Genomic DNA, 21,689 nt, shown 5'->3' on the forward strand with positions numbered 1-21,689 from the left:
CAAAAAGACCGCGAAGAACTCATGGCATTCTTCGACTTTCCTGCTCAACATTGGCAAAGCATCCGCACCAGTAACCCAATTGAATCCGCCTTTGCCACGATCCGGCACCGCACCAAGCGCTCAAAAGGCTGCCTGTCACGCGACGGAATGCTGCACATGATGTTCAAGCTGGGACAATGCGCTGAGGAAAACTGGCGGAAGCTACGCGGCTTTGACTACCTCGCCAAAGTCATCACAGGCGTTACGTTCAAAGACGGAATTGAAACTACCAAACCCAGCCAGATCGCCGCATGACCGACAAGCCTCAAACACCAGACTCGACAATAGCTCGTGGCCTTGTCCTGGTCTGTCATGCTGTCTCCTGTCGTTAAACAGGAGGTGCGTCCGCAGGCTGTGGAACAGAAAGAATTAGGTTTGATAGGCGGACGTGGGGGAGAAGACGGAAATTGTCTGTAACCTGTAAGAACCGCCAGACGGGAAACGCACCTAATTGTGGCTATCTTGTCAGTTGTGAATTTGTAAAGTGAGCCCACTTTCGCTTTTGTTAGAAAGAGCATTCCTGACTGCGCCATCTGTCGCATTGGCAAGAAGAGCAATCTCATGGGAGGTGGCAGAGCTTACAATCTCGAATGCGTCGCTTGATGCACGCGTGCATCGGACATCTGATCTGGCGGAGGCTTACAATCTCGAACTCGTCGCTTGATGCACGCGTGCATCGGGGCATCCGATCTGGCGGAGCTTACAATCTCGAATGTGTCGCGTGAAGCACGTGTGCATCGGACATCCGATTTACGCGGGGCATGTAGAAAGGGCCGGCGTGGTGCCGCGTCCCGCAAATGTGAGTAACGTAAATGCCGACTCAGAAACCTCAGCCCAAAAAGGGCCAATCGGATCAGACAGGTTCGAAAAACCCATCGAATCCCGGCAACAAGTCACCGCAGAAATAAGCCCCATTTTCACAGCTGCGTCTGCCGTCCCTTCACAGGGGCGGTAATTTTGTTGAGGGCCAACCCTACCAACTCTACCCTTTTGGGGCGAAGTTCTGTCCAGCATAACCATCGTCTGGGGGCGTATCCTTTCCATAGGCGATGTTGCCATTCTCATCGAGACCCACGCCAAGACCAAGGCGCCTGCGTCGTTCCCAAAACGCTTCTTCCTCAGGGCTGGCTTGAACCATTTGCTCAGCAAACCAGTCAAACCACTTTGGGTCCGCTTCATCCGGTTCAATCGTCATGACGCTCTCCTTTACGCGAGTTCGCGACGGACCGCGCACTCTGTGCTACATTGCTAAACATAGCATAGGCGGCCTGTTCATCGTAGATCCCATTGTTGACGACGCGCCAGCGCTCGAGCTTGTCGGTCGGGACCCAAAGGATGTCATCATGATCAATCAGCGAGATTGCCTCAAAGAACTCCGGCTCATCCCTGTGGGTCCGGATATATTCTGACAATATGCCAGAGACCGCCTGCCCGAGAGCGGCCCCTTCATTGCCATCCAATTTGCAACGAGTTGAAGGTTATCAGGTGTATAGTGGCCATCGCTGGCGTAGCAGCGGATGCGCAGCGTGATGCACACGTGCATTCCCCATCCAATCTTGGCGGACCTGATGGGGAATGATGGGAACTTTGATCCGAACGCGGATCAAGCATCTATGCTCATACAAGGTTAGAATAAATCGTGAACATTCGGCAGGGTTTCATTCCACTATTCTGCCTCGAAGTGTCAGTTCATGCGCATTCTGTCAGCCCGACCGCTTAGTCCTGGTTACGCTACGCCCGTATCTTGTAACCAACTTCATCCCTCCCTGACTTGGTGCGCATTCTGTCAGCCCGACCGCATAGTCCTTGGTTACGCTACGCCCGTATCTTGTAACCAACTTCATCCCTCCACTGACTTGGTGCTCAGGCAGTGATGTCGTCGTCTTGTGTTCGAAGGCGCCCAGTGCGTTCAGCTCTCGTCTGACGAAAGAATGCGCAATGTCCGCTGTGTGTCAGCAATGCCAGGATCGGAGATCGGGCTGTCGCAGAGCAGGTCAAATGCTTTGTCGAACAGTGCGTCCCATTTGCGCAGCGTCTTGATCCTGACCATCGAGCCACCATTCGTAAAACGCGCCATTGATCGGCTGGTCTCGGTTGCGTGATCATTGTAACCGTGCTCGCGCAGAGCGGTGATAGTTTCCTGTGCAGCTTTCACAAGTCCACCGGCGTCAGAGGCGAGGAAGATGGTGCTGTCGGAGTTGTTGAATTTTGTTATTGTCGTATTCCTTTTTTAGTGCGTTCCGTCCTAATCTGGCCCGCACGAAGTCGGGACCGGATTTGGTCGGGATGCACATCGTTTGGTCCTCTGAACAGAAGATGGCCTAAAGTTTCAAACCAAAAACAGCTTTTTGGAAAAAGAAAGAGAGACAGAGCGCGAGGGGCATCATAGAGGCGCTGTGACTCGTCCGGGTGTCACATCAATTTGCGCCAAAGCTGAGCGTGAGCCGCCGCGTCCGGGCCGGCTCGGTGCAGCGTATCTTGAGACGCCATAATGCGGTAGGCCAACCCCAGCTTCCCTGGCTCAATTTTGCCTTGTGACGAAAACGCCCACGTCAATGCCTCATCGAGGGAATGAATTTTGCACCAACTCTGTTCCCCTGCTAACATCCGCAACCACCTCTCATCGAACGAAGGAGCATCGGATATGATCGGGCGGCCAGCGATGAGTTTATAAAGCCAACCCGCTACTTCCTCAGTAACCGGAGCGTCATTCAGATCAACAAGCGGAATTTTATGTATCTTTGCGCTGTCCTCGTGCCATGCATTCGGCGACCAATCTGGCCGAGGTCGGATTAGCGAACTATGCGTAATGATCTTGCGCCCGTCGAGCCATGCTAAGCCAACTTCGATCGGCCAGCTGTCTTCAGCGAGAGAAGAAGCTTCGAAGTCTATAAATACGGGCGTTTTGAACATATCAGGGATCTGGGGCCTCTCTAAGAACCATCCTCAATGGTAGGGATAGAATATGGAGCGCCAGTCATAGTGCCTAACGGATTTTCCACAGAAGTATAACAGCAAAAGCTGCCCGCCTCTGAGGTCATCATAGCCGGTTCGCTAAGGTTCCGCGATACGGGCGTAGCGCCACCTCGGATCTAATCGTGAGCAGTCATTCCTGCCAAGACTGCAGCAACCCGCTCAATCTCCGATCGGACAAAATGGATGTCTCGATATACCGCACCGACTGAGTTTGCTGAGTCTCGGCCGTAGGGTGCCCAATCATCAGGATGATTACAGTTAAATCCCAGTGTCCAACCGCCGCCGTCCACCGTTGCGTGTGTTCCCTGCCCTGAATATGTCCACCCGTTATGCACCTGAATCCCATGCAAATCTTCAAGGTCCGAGCCGGATAGGGGGTGGTCATTGGGGATTTGGATATAAGCGTGCAAAACCCCAAACCTCTGACGCTTGATGCGACAGTCATATCCTGATGCGGTTAGGTCGAGGTAGTCGGGTTCGTTGAACCAAGATTCAGTGTGTTCTGCCATAGCCTGAATACGCTTTGAGGGGCCTTTGTAGCGCACTGCGTGCAAGTTACCACCATTGACCCGCGCCATGACGGCGGGGGAAACTTGACCAGACTGTAGCTTCTCCTCATCGTTTGCGCGCGCCGCAGCTTTTTCGGACGCGCGTTTCTGGAATGAAAAGCTTGGCACCTTGGGTTTCATGATTTCTCCCTCGTGCGAGTTTATCACATGGACGTCGATTTCTTCTTGGTAAATCTCGATACCTGTGGCCAGCCGCTCGGATTAACGATCTTGATTAAAGTCCAATAGGACATATATGACCTGTATTCATATATTATAAGCCATATGAGACCATTAATGTCGAATCTTCGTGCCCAGAGGGCTTTGGTGAACCTTGGCCGCAACGTCAAGCAAGCGCGCCTCGCGCGTCGTCTTGCCATGCTTGATCTCGCCGAACGCGCAAGCGTGTCGGAAAAGACGATCCAGCGTCTGGAGCGGGGCGATGCTGGCGTGGGCATCGGGAATCTGGCCGCAGTGCTTGCGGCGCTCGGCGAGCCCGATGCACTCGCGAAGATCCTGCGGATAGAAGATGATGCTGTGGGCCTATCCCGCGCGCTCGACGGGATTCCCAAGAGGGGGATATCCTATGTAAAGCGCGGCCGCGCACGAGCTCCGGATAGCCGCCATGAGGCCGAAGGTGATGACGATGAAGGCGTAGGCTTCTGATGGCCCCGCGCGCAGAACAGAAGGTCACCCATGTCTGCCTTGGGAACGCACTCTTGCCGGTCGGTAAGCTGCGGTTCACGCAGGAGCCGCGCCGCCAGTATTCCGAATTTCAAAATTTCGAGAGCTGGATCAACGATGCGCTTGCCTTCGCGATCGCACCTCGGTTGACGCGCCCTCCTATACGTCCATAGCATCCACAGGCGATCAGCGCGACAGCCTGCTTTCCGTCCTTCAGGATGCGACCCCTGACGCATGGGGGCATCTCTTGATGGCGCGCGTTCACGGCGCGGGCCTCAGTGAATTCGACATGCTTACCCTGTTGGATGATGCGACGCGCCAGGGCGCACTCCGGTTCATCGGAGAAGACGGCGGGATCATCAGTGGACATCGCGCACCGGTGCCTAACCTTATGCAGATTGACGCACTCCGGGGCATTGCGGTCAGGATCGAGCAACGCCGCGAGATGTCGAGCGAGGATCTGCGCCTGCTCGCAGGCGCTGGCGGCTCGATTGACGATGCCCGACCGAAGGCAAATGTGCAGGACCGCGACAACCTCTGGATCGCTAAGTTCTCGTCTCTGGAAGACCCGCATTGTGGCGGCGCGCGGGTGCCTGTCCAACACGTTTTGCCTGACAGTGAAGTGCGCTCACAGAATTCATCTGACATTTAAACTGCTATGTTCCGCGAAGGCGGCGCAGCCGATCATCGATTTCTTGCGGGGGAAGAAACACAGCGCGGTCATCCCGCCAGAGTTCGAGTGCAAAGATCAAAAGTTCGACTTCGCATGCCATGGCCTCACATAATTCGTCGATGATCCAGAGCACCCCATGCACCCGCACGTCGCGGGCGGCCGCGACTTTCCTCAGTTGGCCGTCGCCCGTGAGCAAGATTCCGTTTTCCTGACAGGTTGCAGTCACCAGTGCGAAACAATCGTTTGCCGATAGGCCGCTGTGCTTCTTTTTAAGAGCGAACACTTGCGCCACTTCCTCGCCGGGCAGGTCGTATGTGGTAAACCCACCATCCTCGAGCATGCGCCATTCCTGTGGGGTGAAATCGAGAAGTTCTTCCTCGCGGATCGGCAAGGGCACGATGAACTGGTAGGGAAGCCGGAACAGCACATGGAGTAGCTGCCCCTTTCTGAGGTCAATAAGGCAGGAGGCATCATTAACGATAACGCAGGTCACTGGTCGCGGGGCCCCCGGATTTCACGCTCGATGATGTTCAGCGGCAGGCTAAGCATTTGTGCCGCCCTGACTGGCGAGATTAGTTCTTCGCCAAGGGCACGCCAGACCAAGCGATCAAAGCGCTGCGGGGACTCAAACGCAGCAAACCCCTCGTCATCTTCAATTGGCTCGGGCTCAGCGGTTCGCCATTTGCGTGCGTAGGTCTTGAAGGCATATTCTACGGCCGATTCTGACAGGATGCCGACTTGGCGGAGTCGCATCAGCATTGCCGCAGCTGAAACGCCATAAGTCTGCTTGAGCCGCATGATTTCGTGATAGGTGACGCCACGCTGGTTTTCACCGGCCAAGGCAATGAGGTGTTCAGAAGGTATCAAAAATGCCCCAGCGAAACGGTTCATCGCTGGTTCCAGCCGGATTGACGAATTGCCGGTGCTGACGATGATCCGATGCGCCAATTCATGGGCAAGGTTGAATCTTTTGCGCTCGACGTTGGTTTGTCGCGCGACAACGATCACTTCGGTTGGCGGACGATTTGCCCGCTCAACATGACACGCCATACCGTTGATCCGTTCCGGCAGATCGGTCTCGATGACCTTCAATCCCTTGTCCTCGAGCAGGGCGGTCATACTGGGGATAGGATCGATGCCCAGCTGCCATGCCCTGCGAACTTCACGCGCCTTGATATCCAGTGCAGCATCATTCTCTACATGGTCGATCCGAACCTCTGCAAAGGGATCGCCCGCAGGTTGGAGGTCAAGAATATCTTCGATGGCCAGATAGTCTTCCAGCTTTCCGATCACGACCGCTTCTGCCTTGGCGCGATCTTGAGCCGAGGCTTTCGAAGTTTTGCGCCATTCGAGTGATTGAAGGGCCTCCACTTGGCCGCCCATTAGGAAGTCGAGCGATACTCCGAGGGACCGGCTCAAGCCGACCAGCACACTCGAGGACGGCATCATCTTGTCCGCCTCGTATTTGCTGATTGCCTGCGCCGAAATGCCGGGGGTAACGCTCCCTGCGAGCGCCTGCATAGATAATCCCGCCTGCTTGCGGGCAAGTCTGAGTCTTTGTCCGAACATGGTTTTCTCCCGTCGATTTTTCAGCGGTTGATAAGCGCCATATAGTTGTGTATATATAAACACAAGGTTTAAGAATCGTCAACGAGAATAGGGGTTAATAAGCTAAAATGATAAAGAAAAATCAACATGTTGTGCCGCATAAGAGCGGGTGGGCTGTGAGAGGTGCAGGCAACGGGCGTGCTTCCTCCGTCCATGGCACGCAAAGTGAAGCAATAAGCGCGGCCCGCGAAACCGCTATCCGCCAAGGGAGCGAAATGCTGATCCACGGTGAAAATGGCCGTATCCGCGAGCGCAACACTTACGGCAATGACCCGTATCCACCGAAGGGTTGAGCGATAACGACGAGGTGGAATCCGTATGAGCAGTATCGGGAACAATAGGCAGATACGTCGCATCCTCTCCATCGATGGCGGTGGGATTAAGGGCACGATGCCCGCTGCTTTCCTTGCGGGGCTGGAAGAGGATTTGGGCGAGCCCATCGGGCGCTATTTCGATCTCATTGCGGGCACATCGACGGGCGGTATCATCGCACTGGGCCTCGGCATGGGGCGCACGGCAGCGGAGTTGCTCGAACTCTATGAACACCGCGGACCCGTCATCTTTGGTCAGAATGAGATAGATGATAAACCGCAGGGGAAGATGGGTCGGTTCTGGCGCAACCTCACAGCTATTGGACGCCGCGTTGTCAGACCAAAGCATGACTCGGCAACTCTTGCCCGGGAACTCAAGGCGGTTCTGAACGACAGCCTCATCGGGCAATCGCAGACCCGGTTGGTTATTCCGGCATGGGATGCAGATCTGCGCAGCCCCTATATTTACAAAACCGCGCATCATGCGCGCCTTCAGACGGATTATCGTAAAACGGCATTAGATGCCGCTCTGGCCACAGCGGCCGCGCCCACGTATTTCAAGCGGCATCGCACGGTTGATGATATCGGCCTGACCGATGGCGGAACATGGGCTAACAACCCCACGGCCATCGCTGTCGTCGAAGCCATAACCCTTCTGGGATGGCACGCTTCAGACCTGCGCATTCTAAGTCTGGGTTGTTTGGACGAAGTTTACATGCTGCCCGAGAGTCCGGGAATTGCGGGGCTCGGACCCAAGGCTCTGAATCTCTACACCGATGGTCAATCACACGGTGCCCTTGGCATGGCAAAGCTCTTAACCGGGCATTCCTATGATGGAGACCGAATCTATCGGTATTCGCCTTCCGTCCCGAGTGGGTTCTTCACTCTGGATGACACCACGAAAATCGGTCGGCTCAAGGGTATCGGTATGTCCGAAGCCCGAAAGGCGAAACCTCACCTTACCCCTATCTTTTTTACTGAGCCCGCCGATGTCTTCGTGCCAGTTCATCAACTTAAGGAGGATGCGGCATGAACCAAGTGTTGCGACAGCCGCTGACCGACAGTGACATTCGGCGGCGCACGCATATATTCTCCATACTGAACGAAATCGGCGAAGATTTGGATCTGACCGAGACCCAGTTTGATCGCGCTCGCCAGAGCTACGGCGCGGTGGGTGACTGGCTGTCGAGTTCGAACGATCCGCTATTGGTCAGCGTTCTTGTCTATCTTCAGGGGTCCAGCGCGCTTGGAACGGCTGTGAAGCCGATCGGCCGCCGGGAATTTGATGTGGATCTGATCTGCTTCTGTGCGGGTGTCGCATCGGGCATTTCACCCGCGACCCTGAAGGAGGCTGTCGGCAATCGACTGAAGGAACACGTCACTTATGCGCGGCTCCTCGAAGAAAAGAAACGCTGCTGGCGCCTCAACTACGCGGGAGACTTTCATCTCGACCTGTCTCCGACTATCGTAAACCCGTTTTGTGCCAACCGTGGCGAACTGGTTCCCGACCAAACGTTGCAGGAGTGGCATCCGACGAACCCGCGTGCCTACAAGACACTGTTTGATGAGCGTGCCGCGCTCCGGCCCACCTTTGTGGGCAAACTCGTCGCCAAGCAGCGGGATGAAGCAACGGTAGAGCCGTTCCCCGTCCGCGAAACGGTGAAGGGCATCCTGCGCCGTATTGTGCAGTTGCTCAAACGGCACCGGGACGTCTTTTATGAAAACAACACGGAAGACGTCGCTCCAATTTCCGTTATCATCACCACGCTCGCGATGCAGGCTTACGCGTATTGCGTGCGACGGCATGTCTTCAAAGATGAAATGGATGTGCTGGTCGAGACGATCCGGATGATGCCGCACTTTATCGAGCGGCCCATTCTGGACGGGCACCAAAGCTATGCCATCCTGAATGAGACCACCAATGGAGAAAACTTCGCGGATAACTGGAACAAGGATGCACGCCGCGCGCCGGCCTTCTACACGTGGCACGCGCGGGCAGTGGCTGATTTCGAGGCCCTTCGCGATGCCGTTGGTCAGGACCGCCTGTCGCTGAACATGGAGCGCTCGTTCGGCTCCCGTGTCACTGGCCGAGTCCTTGATAGCCGCATAGGCGCGGTTTCAGACGGCCGCAAATCTGGCCTACTTTTTGTCGCGCCCTTGATAGGCCTGACGACATCGAAAGTCGCCGCATCAACGGTAGTGCCCGCAAACACATTTTTTGGAGACCAATGAAAGGGCGCGGCGGGAAACAGGACTTGACGCTGTCGCAGCAATTACTGTTTCTCAAGGCCAATCCAGCCATCGGAGGCACAGGCATGGTGCGGGGAAACATGCTGGCATGGCAAACCCCTGTTCAACCTACACCATTAGCACGCTCTTATCAGGCAAATATTGCCTACCTACTTGGGAAAGCGCCGACGGTCCGGATAAGCGAGCCCGATCTTCAGATTTTGGCGCAAGGTCGAACTCTTCCTCATGTCTACAACAACCCGCTGCGGCTTTGCCTTCACCTCCCCGGGGACGAAGGTTGGGATCCTACAAAGCGGATCGACCAGACCATTATTCCATGGACCTACATGTGGCTTTTCTATTTCGAAGACTGGCTCGCGACCGATGATTGGAAGGGTGGCGGCCAACATCCTGGGGCCGAACCAGAAGATCCCGGAAACCGTGCGCTCCGTAGAGCAATCTCTCGGTCCTAAAACGGTCATTTATGAATGATGATCTGCAGTTGGATAATCTCCCACGGTGAGGGTAGATTGATCTAAGCCCTCGTCTGACCAAAGGTGTAAATTAACTGCCGAATACAGGGCGTGCAGTTTGTGATTCATCGAACGACCGGCAGGTCCGATAACCGTGTAGTGTATCGCGGGCTATGATGGTCGGACCGTAACTTCCAAGACCTCTTCATGCCTTCGCTTGCCAGCACCATAGTCTTTTTGCCGAACCGGTCATTTACCTGATCGAGCGCTGCCATCAGCGCTTGGGATTTGATTTTTGGGACATCGAAAAGCGTCAATGGTCGATCTTCCATACGTAGCAGATCATCAAGCATGACGCCCGCCTTCGTGAACCCGAATGGCCCCGCCTGCCCCTTCGGCCACGCGGCCTGCGCGCAGCGCCGCGCAGCACCGATAAGATCGAAGGTGTCGGACGACATGGGCATCATCCGAGTTGAGCGTGAGCCTGAGTATTGCGGCCGATCCGGCCGGTGCCGGTTGGTGTGGAAAAACACGGTCAGCGTTCCGGCCACCAAACCATGCTGGCGTAGCTTTTCCGCCGCACGCGTTGCATGCGCTGTGATCGCCTGAAAAAGCGTGTCGAAATCCGTCATGGGCGTTCCGGACGAGCGGGTCACAGCCATGCCCTTGCGCTGCGGCTCAACATCATCAAAGGCGATGCAGGGCTCACCCTGGAGTTCTAACACGGTCCGCTCAAGCACGACCGTGCCCAGGGCGCGCGCCTGCCGGATCGGCATATCGCGCAGTTCTGCCGCTGTGCGGATACCGAGACCGTGGAGCTTCACTTCGGTTCGACGCCCGATCCCCCATATGTCTCCGACCGGAACCATGGGCAGCAACCAGTCGGCCAGCGTGTCGTCCATCATGTCTAACACGCCTGCGAAGATCGGGTTCTTTTTCGCAATATCATTCGCGCATTTCGCCAGCGTCTTTGTCGGCGCGATACCAACCCGCACCGGCACACCAATACGCCGCAAGACAGCTGAACGCATGGCACGCGCATGCTCGGTGCGATTGTTAAAGCCGCCGAAATCCAGAAAACACTCATCGATAGAGTAAATCTCTACGTTCGGTGTAAAGTCTTCATAGACCTCGACGACGCGGCGGGAAATGTCGCCATATAACGTGTAGTTCGAGCTGAACACGCGCACGCCATGTGCTTCGATCTTGTGGCGGATCAAATGGAGCGGTTCACCCATCTTGATCCCGAGCGCCTTTGCCTCATCCGACCTTGCCACCGCGCAGCCATCGTTGTTTGACAGGACGATTACGGGCACGTTTTTTAGAGATGGATCGAAGATCCGTTCGGCGCTCACATAGAAGTTTGCACTGTCACTGATTGCGATCGGACGCTTCATGCGAGGTCATAGCGCCGCACAACGCCTGCGATCACACCCCAGATCTCGCTGTCTTCGGTCAGTTCAATGTCAGGAAACTGTTCGCGGTTGTTGGCCGGAGCGAGATAATACCTGCCATCACGTTTCCGTAAGATCTTCGCTGTCACCGCGCCTTCAACAACAGCAAGGACCGCACGCCCGATGCGTCGTTTTCCAGCGCGATCCACAGCGATGATGTCACCGTCGCGGATACCCACATCCCAGAGACAATCCCCCTCGACACGCCACCAGAAGGTTGAAGCCGGATGCCGCACCACCCATGCTATCGGATCGATCTCGTCTTCCAGATCATCGCCGGCGGGTGACGGAAACCCGGCACTTGCTGGCATGGCGACAAGACGCATCGGAAAACCGTTGGCAGTGACAGGTTGCTCGATGCGGTGCAGGGGCATGGGAATCCTAACGTGTTCTTATTTTGTTCTCCATCGGTCAGATGGACCCCTCGTGTCAAGATTGATCCGGTTCTGCATCGAAAATTACAGGCCGCCCTTGTCAGACTTCAGTCCTTCGCCGCTTTGATGGATGACCATCTCATCTGCCGGAAACTGGCGTATTAGCAAAAATGCCGATTTGGGATCACCTGTCAGCCATTCTTCGTAGTCTTCCGGATGCAGAATTGCGGGCATCCGGTCCGGGTGGGTGTCCCTCACCAGCTCATTCGGCGTCGTGGTTACCATCGAAGATGTGATTAACTCGCGGAATTCTCCGCCGTAATTGCCGGCAAACGCGCGCCACACCCCCGCCAGGGCAAAAGGTGGCCGTGCATCGTCGCCTTTGACGCCAAACCACACATAGGTGGCTGGATTTCGACCCTTCGCCTCGCAGAAGCTTGTCGCGGGGATCAGGCACCGTCGCTCAACGAAGCTGTTTTTCCAGAATGAAGAGGTGCGTAGTTTGTCGTCGCGGGCGTTGTTGACCGCCTTGGGCTGGATAGGCTTGCCGGTCTTTTTCGAGACCTGTGGGAGCACGAAGCCCCAGTGCGTGTTCTTCATCCACCGGGTGCCGTCGGCGTCCAAACCAATGATTGGCGCAGTTCCTTTTGGAAAGATCGCGGGAAGCGGCTGCGCATTGCCAAGGTCATCGCTTCCGGGTTCGACTGCGAAAAGCTGGCGCATCGCTCCGACCGGCATGGTGTTTGAATAAAGGTTACACATGGCTGATCCTACGCCGTTTCGAGTTCGTCCCTAACAGCCGTTTATGTCCAGCTGGTTTAGCGACAGCAATGGTATGCTCAGAACAGAAAAGGGCCAGCACACAAACGCATGCTGGCCCTAACCATCAACGAAACTCGAAGATGTTCAGTGTTTATGCCCGGGGAGAGCCTTCAGCTGATCCTTCGTCATGGCAGTCGTCGCGTGAATCTTGCCGCCTTCGTCACGCATGAAATTCAGGTTAGAGACGGGCAGAGACACCGGCTTTGCGCCGAGACCGAGAAACCCACCGACATCCACTACGACTTGCGCGGACGCACCGGCACCATGGAAATGGGAGATGTCACCAATGTGGAGATCGTCCGGCCCATACACGTTGACACCGTCGACGTTCGTAGAGGTCAGTTCTTCAGCGCGGAGGGGTGTGTGCTTGGAATGGTCCATTACGGCCTCTCTTTGGTCAATGTTTCCTGATGGAAGTTCAACCCGCCCGAGAACGAAGAGGTTCCGGCCGCGTAATATGCGGGCGGGAAATCGCGCAACTCCGTATCCACCGCTATCACCTGAGGAGCTTAGTCGTTATTCTTTATAACTTTCTGAGGGTTCTTTGGATCAAACTCTTCGGGCCGGTGTGCGGCTCCCTCTTGGTCGTCTTGTGAGTTACGACGTTCGCGGTGCGGCGGGCGCTTTTCTTTTGCGTGATCTGGTTCGTTTGGCATCGGGTGCTCCGTTCTCAAGTGGCGCGCTGGAAAAAAGGCGTATTGGAATCACCATCGCCTATCGCCTTGAACTCGAAATGATTGATAAATGTTCCTAAAAGTAGCGACGCGCCGTGCGTGCAGATCGCAGCGAACGACCACAACGAACCCCCAATTCCAGATGCTCCGCTTAGCTTTAACGTCTGCTAAGCAGTGGAAAACCGCCTGCGAAAAGTCGCAACCACCTCTCCGGGCCGATAACCGCGACAGGCAAAACCGCATGTTTGGCCTGCCAAATTTTCTTCAAAAATTTCAGGAGCCGGCGTTAAAGTGCAAGGCAATCGGGCCACATATCCATGGAAGATGTTCCCACATTGGCATACACTGATCCAGCCGGAACGCAGGCAAGCCTCCTGACCGTTCCGAAATCAGGAGCGGTGCCAATGGTAGAGTCAGAGACGTTTGAGTTTCTTACCAATCTCTCAACGAACAACCGCAAAACATGGATGGACGCGCACCGTGAGGAGCGTGATGACGCTTTACGTAATTTCACTGGCATTGCGACTTCCTTGCATGATTACGCTGATCGCTTCGATCCATACGTGGCTGATGCGAAGATCAGACCCAAGCAAAGCTATACCAAGTTCTTTCAGGAGCCACGCGATCGCGTCGGCCCCGGTTTATATCGCACGGACGTTGATGTGTTTGCCAACGCAGGCGACCCCGCCGAGGACGTCGGATATTACCTTCACATCGAGCCAGGGAATTGCCACGCAGGGGCTGGACTTTTCCAGCCGTCGAAGGCGGCACTGGCGCGAATGCGCGCACGTTTGATTGATGACCCTCAGGGGCTGAACGACATCGTGGCCGACCCCGAATTCACAGAGGTTTTCCCAGAGGGCATTGTGACTCGGAAGGCGCTGAGTGTTGTGCCGGAGGGGTTTGACAGTGGCGATCCTGCAGCACCCTATTTGAAAATGGTCGGGCTCGGGTGCCGCAAGGCTCTGCCTGACGCCCTTTTGCTGGGCGACGACGTGATTGATCTGTTAGTCGATATTTTTCGTTCAGCCAATCCGCTGATGCGATACTTCGAATAAGGGCGCTCGCAGAACTGCCCGTTGAAAGGCTGAGGCCAAACAGTTTTACAATTCAGCCACTCAGGCGGGCGTTCTCCGGATCGTCGGATTGCTCCACCGGAACCAGAGCACGGACCAATTTACGCATATCCAGTACACCAACTAACTTGCCGTCCTTCATTACGCGATAGCTGAGCGATGTGTCGCCTTCCGACAGTGCGATGACAGATTCAAGCGTGTCATCATGGTCAATCTCCCCTGCCCGTTCACCTGTCGCATCTGGTGCCTTGGTCATGACAGACCGTACCCGCAGCACCCGTGCGCGATTGATGTCGCTGACAAAGTCTTTGATATAGGGAGTCGCCGGATTCAGCAGGATATACTGTGGTTCCCCTTGTTGAACGACCGAGCCGTCCTTTAGGATCACCAGATGGTCCGCAAGTTTCAGCGCTTCATCCAAATCATGGGTGATAAACACGACGGTTTTTTGCAACTCTGCCTGCAATTCGATCAGCAGGCCCTGCATATCTGTGCGGATCAGCGGATCAAGGGCTGAGAATGCCTCGTCCATCAACATGATATCCGAATTGCTCGTCAGCGCCCGGGCGATGCCAACGCGCTGCTGCATGCCGCCTGACATCTGATGTGGATATTGCTCCCCCTGACCTTGCAACCCAACGCGATCCAGCCATTTTCGGGCCTCGTCAGCGTATTGCCTTTCCTTTTGCCCCCCGACCGAGGGCGCAAGCCCTGCGTTCTGCAAAACGGTCCGGTGCGGCAAAAGAGCGAACTTCTGAAATACCATCGACATTGTGTGTTTGCGCAACTCTCTCAGCTGCGCTTCACTATAGTCGAGAATGTTGTCACCGTTCACCAAGACCTCACCAGCCGTAGGTTCGATCAGACGATTGAGGTGACGGATCAGCGTCGATTTACCCGACCCTGACAGCCCCATGATTACAGTCGTCTTTCCCGCAGGCACGTCAACATTGATGTCGTTGAGGCCCAACACATGATTGTGCGTCTCAAGCAGGTCCGCCTTGCTCAACCCCCCTTTGACATATTGCAATGCAGGCAATGGATCGTCGCCAAAAACCTTGTAGAGGCTCCGGATCGAGATCTTGATTTCCGTATCGGTCATATCCGTTCTCCTTAGCGCGATTGGCTGACATTGATGCGGGCAAGTGCCGCCTTGGTGACGCGATCCAGAATGATCGCAAGAAGGACGATACCCAGCCCCGAAAGCAAACCGACGCCAAGTTCAAGCGACCGGATGCCGCGCAGAACCAGCACACCCAGACCGGGCGCGGACACCAGCGATGCGATGACAACCATCGCAAGGCTCATCATGATGGTTTGGTTTACGCCCGCCATAATGTTGGGAAGCGCCAACGGGATCTGCACGTTGAAAAGCTTTTGCCGCTTCGTCATGCCAAAGGCGTCGGCTGCTTCAATCACATCCGGATCGACCAGCCTAATACCGAGGTCAGTCAAACGGACCACTGGCACGATGGCGTAGAGGATGATTGCAATCCCGTAGAGCTTTGGCTCGGTCACCGAAAACAGGAAGATCAGAGGGATCAGGTAAACAAAGGGCGGCAGGGTTTGGAGCATGTCCAAAATGGGGATCATGATGCGCTGCACCCGGTCACTTCGAGACATGGCAATGCCGATCGGCACCCCGAGAAGCACGCAGGTCACCGCGCAGACAAAGATGATCGCAAGCGTCTGCATCGTGTAGGTGTAGTAATCAACAAAGCCCAAGAACCCGAAGCAGATCACCACCAGCCCGACAAGCTTCATCTGCCGGCTCACCGCCCATGCGACAAGCATTAACAGCGGGATCATGACGAACCATGGCACTGCCTGCATGACCCAAAGCGCTTCGTTCAGCGCCCAGCTTAGCGGCTGCGTCAAAGGGTCGACGACCACTTTCAGACTGTCTTTGATGGCGAGAAACCCTTGCTCAAGCCCGCTGGTCAATTCGCGCGATTGCGGGAAGGACGGGCAGGCATCATGAAGCGCGTCCATTGAGGGAAACGGCGTTTCCCAAGGCGAAACTTCAACGTCGCCGCCAGATGTTTGGGCAAGCAATTGCGCCATCGACGTCATGCCGCCATCGTCGGCGCTGCTACCGCACCAGTTTCGCAGGCCGAGCCCGTCGAATATAAAATCGTACGTCGCCATCCATCCCTCATCCGGGCGTGAATTGCGGCCCTTTACCTATTGATATGTTTTATCGCCGAAAGGGCCGGATCAGCTGATCCCGCCCTTTCGAATAGTTGCCTAAGATGCCGGCAATCACGCGCAGACATCACACCGGGCAAAGAGCGGCACCAATTGGCGCCGCTCCGACTGGCTTATTTCAGCAGGGCTGCCAGCTTTGCAGTGGCGGCTTCGTTGATCCAGCCGCTCCACTCATCAGGGTTGTTCTTCAGGAAATAGACAGCCGCTTCTTCGTTTGAGGCGTTGTTGTCCTGCTTCCAAGCCAAGAGCTGGCTCATGGTTTCCGTCTTGAACGTTACCTTGCCCATCATGGCGGCAATGTCAGGATGCGACGTCATGAAATCCTTGGTCACAATCGTCAGCACAGGTGCTGCGGGAAAGGACGAAGCTTTGGGGTCAGGCGCATCGGCGTTTTGCAGAGGCGCAAATGCCTCGGCGTCGTAACCGCCCAGATCAACGCTGGTCATGTCGAACATGCCAAGCGGCGTCGTCGGGCCCCAGTAGTAGCCGAACCAAGGTTCTTCGCTCTCATAGGCCGCAGCCATTGACGTTGCCAGCGTTTCGCCTGAACCGTGATTGAAGACCTCGATGCCACTGTCTTCGAGGTTGAAGGCGCGGATCAGGTTATCATTGACGATACGGCAGCCCCAGCCATCGGGACAGTTGTTAAACATGCCACCAACCAATTCGGGGTTGGCCATCACGCCTTCGATTGTCGCAAGTTCCGGATGCGCTTCGACCAAATAGGTCGGAAGCCACCAGCCCTCGACACCCCCGGGCTCAAGCACGCTGCCAAGCTCTTCGATCTTGCCGTCTGCTTTTAACTTTTCGTACGCATCACCCGCCGAATTGGTCCAAAGCTCGGTCACGATGTCCGGCTCGTTGTTTTCGGACAGCGACGTCATTGCCGGTGTGGTGTCGGATGGTACAGCGGTCACGTCACAGCCATACCCCTGTTCCATCAGAAATTTGGATACTGACGTCACAATGGCGGCTGAGTCCCAATTCATCTGAGTGATCGTGACTTCACCGCATTGTTCCTGCGCCAAGGCCGCCGAGGGGGCCGCAAGTGCTGCGAATGCAGCGCCTATTATCAGGCTCTTCATAGGGCGTATCTCCTTTGATTTTCGTATTGAGGCGGGTCAAAGCCAAACTTCTGGCGTACCCACGCAAAGCTCATGAACGTCGCAATCGCCATTCAAGCAGCCGAACTGCTCACTATTTTTACAGAAACAGAAGAATGTAGATTTGCGACATGTGATGTCGCTTTCAGGATGGCACGTATCCTATTGGTGGACGGATGCAACCGTATAGTTGTGGCCGTCCCTTAGCATTCGCCGCGATTTTAGCTTCGATGCGAAGGCAAAAAACGAACTGCCAGCCAGATTTCCGCCAGCTCTGGTATAGATTGTTATCGGTCCGTTTGTGCCTCAAGCAGCGCCGCAAGCGCGCTACGAGGCTGCACCACATCTGCCAATGTGTAGCCATCGAGCGTGGCGAAAAACGCCTCTTGCGCCAGAGCGAGCGGTCCTCTTAGCCCGCAAGCTGGCAGGATCAGACAAGATTTATCGGCTCCAAAACACTCGGCGACTTGATCATTGCGCTTCATCGCCCGCACCACTTCGCCAATGCTGATCAGATCGGCGCTGCGCCCAAGGATCAAGCCGCCGTTGCGTCCGCGCTCGGACGCAGCAAAACCCTCAGCTACAAGCTGTGTCGCAACTTTTGACAGATGATGCTCCGACAAACCGTAGAGCGAGGCGATCTGCGACGTCGGCACCCGCGCAGGTGCGCGCACTGCTAACGTCATCAGTATTCGTAAGGCATAATCAGTGAACTTGTCTAACTGCATGGTGTGATATTTAGCATTTGAATTACGCAATTAAAAGTGCTACATAATGCGCATTGATTTTACTTATTAACGAGGTCTCTCATGACACTGTCCGAAGCTATTTTATGGCCTGGCACCAAAGCCTGCGAGAAAGTTGGCATTGATCCAGAGGGCGAGGCAGGACTGCTACGCTGGCTGGTCAATACGCTTGTCTATTTGGTGGTAGGCCTGATTTTCGTCTGGATCGTCGTGGTGTGAGTATACCGCCGCGCATTCCTGTCACTGTAGATCAAATTCAAATTGTCGTAGCGCAGTTTTACGCCCGTGCCCGCGCTGACCCCGTGCTTGGACCGGTCTTTGCCGCGCATGTGATGGATTGGGAGCAGCACGAGGCAAAGATCGTGCGTTTCTGGCGAAACGCCTTGTTGCTTGAGCGGTGTTACGACGGCAACCCGATGCAGGTTCATGCGGCAGCGGGCGACGTTAGATCCGACCATTTTGCGGTATGGCTTTCGCTGTTCGATAAGGCTCTTAAGCAGGAGTTGCCGCCTGCCCTCGCACAAGCATGGTCAGTATTGGCCCATAGGATCGGGCGTGGGCTTAGTTACGGCCTGCCCTTGTCATGTGGTGCAACTGCGGTGCCCGATTTGAGCTAAGTGGCGATCGGGCGCTTCGTTCGTCATGATCGCCGATCCGCTGCCGAGAAAATCACGCGCTCCCAAATTTGCGTGCAACAGATCCGTTCAGCAGGTCGCACCAACCCGTCGCGCTCCATCCGCCGCAGCAGGTGCAAGATACCGCTGTTGCTCATCCCGAGGGCATCCCGTAGCTCCGCTTGAGTTCGTGGACGCGCGAGCGCTTTGAACACATATGTTCGCCGCTCTTCAGCCCTGCCGTGCCTGCGTTGGGCGGAGCGACGGAGCTCGCTGTTTCCGGGCATCAGTGCACCTCGTGTTTGCTTGTTGCGCGTTCGCGCAGCTGCTCAAGTGCATCGTCGACTGTGGCGGCAAAATCGATCAGTTGGCGCGTCAGCCCGTGGATCTCTAATACGTTTCGGATATCGGGGGTCGCTCCGGTCAGCCAGATTGCGACACCTTGTTTTTGGGCTTTTTTAGCAAGGCTCTCAATCATATTAGCACCAGTCGAGTCGAGGAAAGGAACGGATGAGAAGTCGACAATCAGCGCCTTATGGGTGTCCTGAATACGGTCAAGCACCGAGCCAATGGAGGCGGTCGCGCCGAAGAAAAGCGCACCGGTGATCCGGTAGATGACCACGTCGGGATTTGCGCCATGCTCTTCTCGGTATTTGCCGCGCGGCTGGGCAGTATCAGCCTCGTCGCGGCCAACGAAGGCGCTATCGGTCGCTACTTCTGTTGTCTGGCTCATTCGATGAATAAACAGGACCGACCCGAGCGCAAAGCCAACGACGATGGCCTCGGTCAGATCGCGGAAGATAGTCAGGAAGAAGGTTGCGCCCAATACAGTCGCCTCCCCCCAGCCTGAACGAACCAGCACGGCGATGGCCGGTTTCTCGATCATGTTCCATGCAACGATTGCCAGAACACCGGCGAGTGCGGCCAGCGGGATGTAGGAGGCGAGCGGTGCGGCGACCAGCATGAACAAGAGCAGGAACACGGCGTGAAGCATACCTGCAACCGGACCATGCGCACTGGCTCGCACATTGGTAGCGGTGCGCGCTATGGTGCCCGTCACGCAAAAGCCGCCGAAAAGCGAAGAGCCGATGTTGGCTACGCCCTGTGCCACGAGTTCGCAGTTCGATCGGTGCCGCCGGCCGCTCATGCCATCCGCGACGACAGCAGAAAGGAGCGACTCGATGGCGCCCAGCAAGGTAAAGGAGATAGCGGCCGGAAGGACAGCAGGGATGCTGGCCATCGAAAGCGTTGGCAGGCTTGGCACTGGAAGCGATGAAGGAATGCCGCCGAACTTGGAGCCGATGGTCTGCACTGGCAGCGTGAGCAGTGTCGTGGCGGCCGCAGCAAAACCGACGGCGATCAACATGCCTGTCCAGCGTGGCTGCAAGCGTCGCAAACCGAGGGTAATACACACTGTCGCTGCGGAAACGCTAAGGGCAGCGGGCGACAGGCTCAATCGCGCTTCCCATAATAGGGGTATCTTCTCTAATAACGCGCCGGGCTCTTCCTCCAGCGTCAGGCCGAACAGTTCTTTGACTTGGCTGGCAAATATGATGACTGCGATCCCGGCAGTAAATCCAACCGTGACCGGAAACGATATAAACTTAATGAAGGTTCCCATCCGCAGAAAACCTGCGGCTGCCATCATCAACCCCGACAGAAACGTCGCAAGTATCAGCCCGTCAATCCCGTGCTGAGCCACGGTGACCGCGACCAGTACGATGAAGGCCCCCGCTGGGCCCCCGATCTGAAAGCGCGATCCACCGAGTAGTGATACGAGAAATCCGCCGACGATTGCGGTATAAAGTCCTTGCGCCGGAGTCGCGCCGGACGCGATAGCGATGGCCATCGAGAGCGGCAGCGCGACAATGGCGACAGTTAACCCGGCGACGGCGTCGGCGCGCAAATGCGTTAGCCCGTAACCTTCGCGCAGGACCGTGACGAGCTTTGGAGTGAAAAGCTCGGCGAAGCTCGCGGCGTCGCGCTGTCTGGTGGACTGGTCATTCATTTGGGCCGCACCTTTGAAGGTAGCGGCGGGATCGTCGGCTTGGTGTCGGCGGTCGCCGTCGCGGGTTGAGAGGTCAGTAAGTTGGGGGAGGCATCTTCAGCCGCACACCGCATCCGCTCGCAATGCTTTCGGAGCCCTCTTTGATCAGTTCGATGCCAGCAAGTTCAAGCGCTGCTACTACTTTGGTCAGGCTTTCTATGAGGCCACGGACATTGCCGCTGCTGGCCTCCATGCGCTGTACCGTCGGCACCGACAGCCCGGCCAGTTCAGCCAAGGTTTTCTGATCAATGCAAAGCAGGGCGCGCGCTGCGCGCATTTGAGGGCCAGTGATCATGATGCATATCCTGAAGGTTATAACCGCTATCTATGAGATGCATCCAGATATGTCAAATATCACCGACGCATTTTTGCAGTCTGCTGAGACTCAATCATAGTTCTATGCGATCGGAAGCAATAGCTTACCCTATGCAGGTGATTTTGCAAGCGGAGGTAGAGTCTTGGACGAGCCTTCGCGCAGTGATGCCTTACGGCCAGTAAGTAAGACCCGCCGAGTCGTTTTTGGGCTTTGATGGCCCTTCAGAACGGATCAACAAGCGCTCGTTTATGGGACGTGCGCCAACGGGGCAATTTCACGCTACCAAAAACTCCGTTCCAAACCCAAGTGCTTGTTGCAGTTTTCTCGTTGCGTTGCGACAGCCGCCATTCGCTGAAAAGCAGAATTCTCGTAAAATGGGCTCGGAGTTGCCTTCCGCGGTGCAGAAAGTACCCTCAATTCGTGGCTGATTGAATGTCGGCTGTCGCCATCGACGCACGGCATCCTCGCACCTGCAGCGAATGCACACTTTCCGCCCTTCGTGTTGAAAAATTTCGGGCTTGGTCCCAATGTCGCCTTCCGAGACACGTTAGTTCGACATCTTGGCATCGACACTATGGCATCCACATTCTGCACGCCTGCACCACCACTTACCGCATCATCTCCAGCCGACGCGCTGTGAATTGTTTGGACTCGGCAGAAATTTGAACGGGTTTGACCACTGTGGTCTCTTGTCTGTGCTGTGGTCTCGACGCA

The 21,689-nt window shown here is 55.8% G+C and carries 28 protein-coding genes; 10 read left to right on the top strand and 18 right to left on the bottom strand.

From position 1 onward, the window contains the following. A partial coding sequence (locus BM174_RS06000; RefSeq protein WP_177209426.1) for a transposase occupies nucleotides 1-294 on the top strand: 294 nt, incomplete at its 5' end. Between the two features lie 727 nt (nucleotides 295-1,021). Here the strand turns inward: BM174_RS06000 and BM174_RS06005 are convergent. From BM174_RS06005 to BM174_RS06025, 5 genes are all read right to left on the bottom strand, one after another. Next, nucleotides 1,022-1,234 (bottom strand): hypothetical protein, encoded by a 213-nt coding sequence (locus BM174_RS06005; protein WP_093922950.1) that lies wholly within the window; start codon nucleotides 1,232-1,234, stop codon nucleotides 1,022-1,024. Next, nucleotides 1,224-1,451 carry a hypothetical protein gene (locus BM174_RS06010; protein ID WP_143092427.1) on the bottom strand — a complete coding sequence of 76 codons (228 nt, stop codon included), beginning with the start codon at nucleotides 1,449-1,451 and terminating at the stop codon, nucleotides 1,224-1,226. The genes BM174_RS06005 and BM174_RS06010 overlap by 11 nt, the downstream gene beginning before the upstream one ends. 497 nt (nucleotides 1,452-1,948) lie before the next feature. Further along, the gene (locus tag BM174_RS06015) at nucleotides 1,949-2,194 is read right to left on the bottom strand and encodes a hypothetical protein (RefSeq protein ID WP_093922952.1); all 246 of its coding nucleotides are present in this window, start codon (nucleotides 2,192-2,194) and stop codon (nucleotides 1,949-1,951) included. Between the two features lie 257 nt (nucleotides 2,195-2,451). Then, entirely contained in the window at nucleotides 2,452-2,952 is a 501-nt protein-coding gene (locus BM174_RS06020; protein WP_093922953.1) for a 3'-5' exonuclease, read from the bottom strand. A 179-nt stretch (nucleotides 2,953-3,131) separates the two neighbouring features. Further along, the gene (locus tag BM174_RS06025) at nucleotides 3,132-3,704 is read right to left on the bottom strand and encodes a hypothetical protein (RefSeq protein WP_093922954.1); all 573 of its coding nucleotides are present in this window, start codon (nucleotides 3,702-3,704) and stop codon (nucleotides 3,132-3,134) included. 156 nt (nucleotides 3,705-3,860) lie between these two features. Between BM174_RS06025 and BM174_RS06030 the strand changes: the two genes are divergently transcribed. After that, on the top strand, nucleotides 3,861-4,229 hold the full coding sequence (locus BM174_RS06030) for a helix-turn-helix domain-containing protein (RefSeq protein ID WP_093922955.1): 369 nt from the start codon (nucleotides 3,861-3,863) through the stop codon (nucleotides 4,227-4,229). A gap of 268 nt (nucleotides 4,230-4,497) precedes the next feature. Next, nucleotides 4,498-4,899: a hypothetical protein gene (locus tag BM174_RS06040; protein WP_093922957.1), complete on the top strand. Its 402-nt coding sequence runs from the start codon at nucleotides 4,498-4,500 to the stop codon at nucleotides 4,897-4,899. A gap of 4 nt (nucleotides 4,900-4,903) precedes the next feature. Here BM174_RS06040 and BM174_RS06045 read toward each other — a convergent pair whose 3' ends face one another. After that, entirely contained in the window at nucleotides 4,904-5,413 is a 510-nt protein-coding gene (locus BM174_RS06045; protein WP_093922958.1) for a PIN domain-containing protein, read from the bottom strand. Next, nucleotides 5,410-6,489 carry a helix-turn-helix domain-containing protein gene (locus BM174_RS06050; protein ID WP_093922959.1) on the bottom strand — a complete coding sequence of 360 codons (1,080 nt, stop codon included), beginning with the start codon at nucleotides 6,487-6,489 and terminating at the stop codon, nucleotides 5,410-5,412. The genes BM174_RS06045 and BM174_RS06050 overlap by 4 nt, the downstream gene beginning before the upstream one ends. 107 nt (nucleotides 6,490-6,596) lie before the next feature. On the opposite strand from BM174_RS06050, the gene BM174_RS06055 reads away from it, so the two are divergent. The 4 genes from BM174_RS06055 to BM174_RS06070 are packed head-to-tail and all read left to right on the top strand — an operon-like array spanning nucleotide 6,597 to nucleotide 9,541. Continuing rightward, nucleotides 6,597-6,821, top strand: coding sequence for a DUF2188 domain-containing protein (locus BM174_RS06055; protein WP_093922960.1), 225 nt, complete (start codon nucleotides 6,597-6,599; stop codon nucleotides 6,819-6,821). Between the two features lie 25 nt (nucleotides 6,822-6,846). After that, nucleotides 6,847-7,872 carry a CBASS cGAMP-activated phospholipase gene (locus BM174_RS06060; RefSeq protein ID WP_093922961.1) on the top strand — a complete coding sequence of 342 codons (1,026 nt, stop codon included), beginning with the start codon at nucleotides 6,847-6,849 and terminating at the stop codon, nucleotides 7,870-7,872. Further along, nucleotides 7,869-9,071 (top strand): nucleotidyltransferase domain-containing protein, encoded by a 1,203-nt coding sequence (locus BM174_RS06065; protein WP_093922962.1) that lies wholly within the window; start codon nucleotides 7,869-7,871, stop codon nucleotides 9,069-9,071. Before BM174_RS06060 ends, BM174_RS06065 begins: the two co-directional genes overlap by 4 nt. Nucleotides 9,072-9,094: 23 nt before the next feature. Further along, the gene (locus BM174_RS06070; protein ID WP_245766278.1) at nucleotides 9,095-9,541 is read left to right on the top strand and encodes a type II CBASS E2 protein; all 447 of its coding nucleotides are present in this window, start codon (nucleotides 9,095-9,097) and stop codon (nucleotides 9,539-9,541) included. Between the two features lie 125 nt (nucleotides 9,542-9,666). Here the strand turns inward: BM174_RS06070 and BM174_RS06075 are convergent, their stop codons facing one another. The 4 genes from BM174_RS06075 to BM174_RS06090 form a co-directional block, all read right to left on the bottom strand. After that, a complete protein-coding gene (locus tag BM174_RS06075) occupies nucleotides 9,667-10,938 on the bottom strand; it encodes a Y-family DNA polymerase (protein WP_093922964.1) in 1,272 nt (423 codons plus the stop codon). Further along, nucleotides 10,935-11,369: a LexA family protein gene (locus BM174_RS06080; RefSeq protein ID WP_093922965.1), complete on the bottom strand. Its 435-nt coding sequence runs from the start codon at nucleotides 11,367-11,369 to the stop codon at nucleotides 10,935-10,937. The genes BM174_RS06075 and BM174_RS06080 overlap by 4 nt, the downstream gene beginning before the upstream one ends. A gap of 84 nt (nucleotides 11,370-11,453) precedes the next feature. Further along, nucleotides 11,454-12,131 carry an SOS response-associated peptidase gene (locus BM174_RS06085; protein WP_093922966.1) on the bottom strand — a complete coding sequence of 226 codons (678 nt, stop codon included), beginning with the start codon at nucleotides 12,129-12,131 and terminating at the stop codon, nucleotides 11,454-11,456. A gap of 144 nt (nucleotides 12,132-12,275) precedes the next feature. Continuing rightward, nucleotides 12,276-12,572, bottom strand: coding sequence for a photosystem reaction center subunit H (locus BM174_RS06090; RefSeq protein WP_093922967.1), 297 nt, complete (start codon nucleotides 12,570-12,572; stop codon nucleotides 12,276-12,278). Nucleotides 12,573-13,269: 697 nt separating this feature from the next. On the opposite strand from BM174_RS06090, the gene BM174_RS06095 reads away from it, so the two are divergent. Further along, the gene (locus BM174_RS06095; RefSeq protein WP_093922968.1) at nucleotides 13,270-13,923 is read left to right on the top strand and encodes a DUF2461 domain-containing protein; all 654 of its coding nucleotides are present in this window, start codon (nucleotides 13,270-13,272) and stop codon (nucleotides 13,921-13,923) included. Between the two features lie 52 nt (nucleotides 13,924-13,975). Here BM174_RS06095 and BM174_RS06100 read toward each other — a convergent pair whose 3' ends face one another. The 4 genes from BM174_RS06100 to BM174_RS06115 all read right to left on the bottom strand — a co-directional run bounded on the left by BM174_RS06100 (nucleotide 13,976) and on the right by BM174_RS06115 (nucleotide 17,980). Beyond that, nucleotides 13,976-15,043 (bottom strand): quaternary amine ABC transporter ATP-binding protein, encoded by a 1,068-nt coding sequence (locus tag BM174_RS06100; protein ID WP_093922969.1) that lies wholly within the window; start codon nucleotides 15,041-15,043, stop codon nucleotides 13,976-13,978. Between the two features lie 11 nt (nucleotides 15,044-15,054). After that, nucleotides 15,055-16,089: an ABC transporter permease gene (locus BM174_RS06105; protein WP_093922970.1), complete on the bottom strand. Its 1,035-nt coding sequence runs from the start codon at nucleotides 16,087-16,089 to the stop codon at nucleotides 15,055-15,057. 173 nt (nucleotides 16,090-16,262) lie between these two features. Next, nucleotides 16,263-17,234 (bottom strand): ABC transporter substrate-binding protein, encoded by a 972-nt coding sequence (locus tag BM174_RS06110; protein ID WP_093922971.1) that lies wholly within the window; start codon nucleotides 17,232-17,234, stop codon nucleotides 16,263-16,265. Nucleotides 17,235-17,539: 305 nt separating this feature from the next. Continuing rightward, nucleotides 17,540-17,980, bottom strand: a complete 441-nt coding sequence (locus tag BM174_RS06115) for an RrF2 family transcriptional regulator (RefSeq protein WP_093922972.1) — start codon at nucleotides 17,978-17,980, stop codon at nucleotides 17,540-17,542. 81 nt (nucleotides 17,981-18,061) lie between these two features. Between BM174_RS06115 and BM174_RS21020 the strand changes: the two genes are divergently transcribed. Both BM174_RS21020 and BM174_RS06120 read left to right on the top strand, forming a co-directional pair. Further along, a complete protein-coding gene (locus BM174_RS21020; RefSeq protein ID WP_177209427.1) occupies nucleotides 18,062-18,217 on the top strand; it encodes a hypothetical protein in 156 nt (51 codons plus the stop codon). After that, nucleotides 18,214-18,615 (top strand): group III truncated hemoglobin, encoded by a 402-nt coding sequence (locus tag BM174_RS06120; protein ID WP_093922973.1) that lies wholly within the window; start codon nucleotides 18,214-18,216, stop codon nucleotides 18,613-18,615. The genes BM174_RS21020 and BM174_RS06120 overlap by 4 nt, the downstream gene beginning before the upstream one ends. A gap of 23 nt (nucleotides 18,616-18,638) precedes the next feature. Here the strand turns inward: BM174_RS06120 and BM174_RS21705 are convergent, their stop codons facing one another. The 3 genes from BM174_RS21705 to BM174_RS06130 form a co-directional block, all read right to left on the bottom strand. Beyond that, complete coding sequence (locus BM174_RS21705) at nucleotides 18,639-18,899, bottom strand: winged helix-turn-helix transcriptional regulator (RefSeq protein ID WP_143092428.1); 261 nt, start codon at nucleotides 18,897-18,899, stop codon at nucleotides 18,639-18,641. Further along, entirely contained in the window at nucleotides 18,899-20,620 is a 1,722-nt protein-coding gene (locus BM174_RS06125) for a SulP family inorganic anion transporter (RefSeq protein ID WP_093922974.1), read from the bottom strand. Before BM174_RS06125 ends, BM174_RS21705 begins: the two co-directional genes overlap by 1 nt. 73 nt (nucleotides 20,621-20,693) lie before the next feature. Next, nucleotides 20,694-20,954: a helix-turn-helix domain-containing protein gene (locus BM174_RS06130; protein WP_093922975.1), complete on the bottom strand. Its 261-nt coding sequence runs from the start codon at nucleotides 20,952-20,954 to the stop codon at nucleotides 20,694-20,696. Nucleotides 20,955-21,689: the final 735 nt, after the last annotated feature.

This window comes from Sulfitobacter brevis (genome assembly GCF_900112755.1).
In the GTDB taxonomy this organism is placed as follows: domain Bacteria; phylum Pseudomonadota; class Alphaproteobacteria; order Rhodobacterales; family Rhodobacteraceae; genus Sulfitobacter; species Sulfitobacter brevis.